We start from the raw sequence: 601 nt of genomic DNA on the forward strand, positions 1-601 counted from the left end.
CCAAAAATGCCACGCGGCATGAATCCCTCTTGAACGCTTTGTTATGTGAATTTTTCCAGCGCGCTCAATACACACAACCATTAAACTCAATGATTTGATTGCTTAGGGCGTGACCAACATTGTAAGTCTTAACCATGCCTCCACGGTAGACAAACTCGTTCCAATTTTTCTGCTGTATATCGTAGTAATGAATAGGACAAATTAACTCTGAATACCCTGAACTTCGATATACATCTGGCTCATAAGCGAAAAGAAAAGAATGAGTTACACCATAAGACACCAAGTATTTATCCAGTTCTTTTACGATAACCTTGGCTAAACCCAGACCACGCTTATTTGCTGCAACTGTTATACCGCCAACTATGCCCGCTTTGAAGTTGATGGAGCCCTGTGACATTAACCGGCTATAAGCAAAGCCGGTAGCAACAATCTGACTGTCGTCTTCGATGAGAACTGCACAAACGAATTCGTGGTTAAAATTGACTGTAGAATCTTGACCAAAAACTGAGTTTAGATGTGCATTAATTGACGCTTCATACGCCTCAATTTCACCACTTTTGACGACTGATATTTTCAAGATGAGCTCCATTCACATAACGCC

General features: G+C 41.1%; 1 protein-coding gene. It reads right to left on the reverse strand.

The window, feature by feature from the left end:
- Positions 1-64: 64 nt before the first annotated feature.
- Positions 65-577: a GNAT family N-acetyltransferase gene (locus tag PQQ36_RS22535; protein ID WP_031828842.1), complete on the reverse strand. Its 513-nt coding sequence runs from the start codon at positions 575-577 to the stop codon at positions 65-67.
- Between the last annotated feature and the right edge of the window lie 24 nt (positions 578-601).

Source organism: Vibrio sp. CCUG 15886 (assembly GCF_028570825.1).
In the GTDB taxonomy this organism is placed as follows: domain Bacteria; phylum Pseudomonadota; class Gammaproteobacteria; order Enterobacterales; family Vibrionaceae; genus Vibrio; species Vibrio vulnificus_B.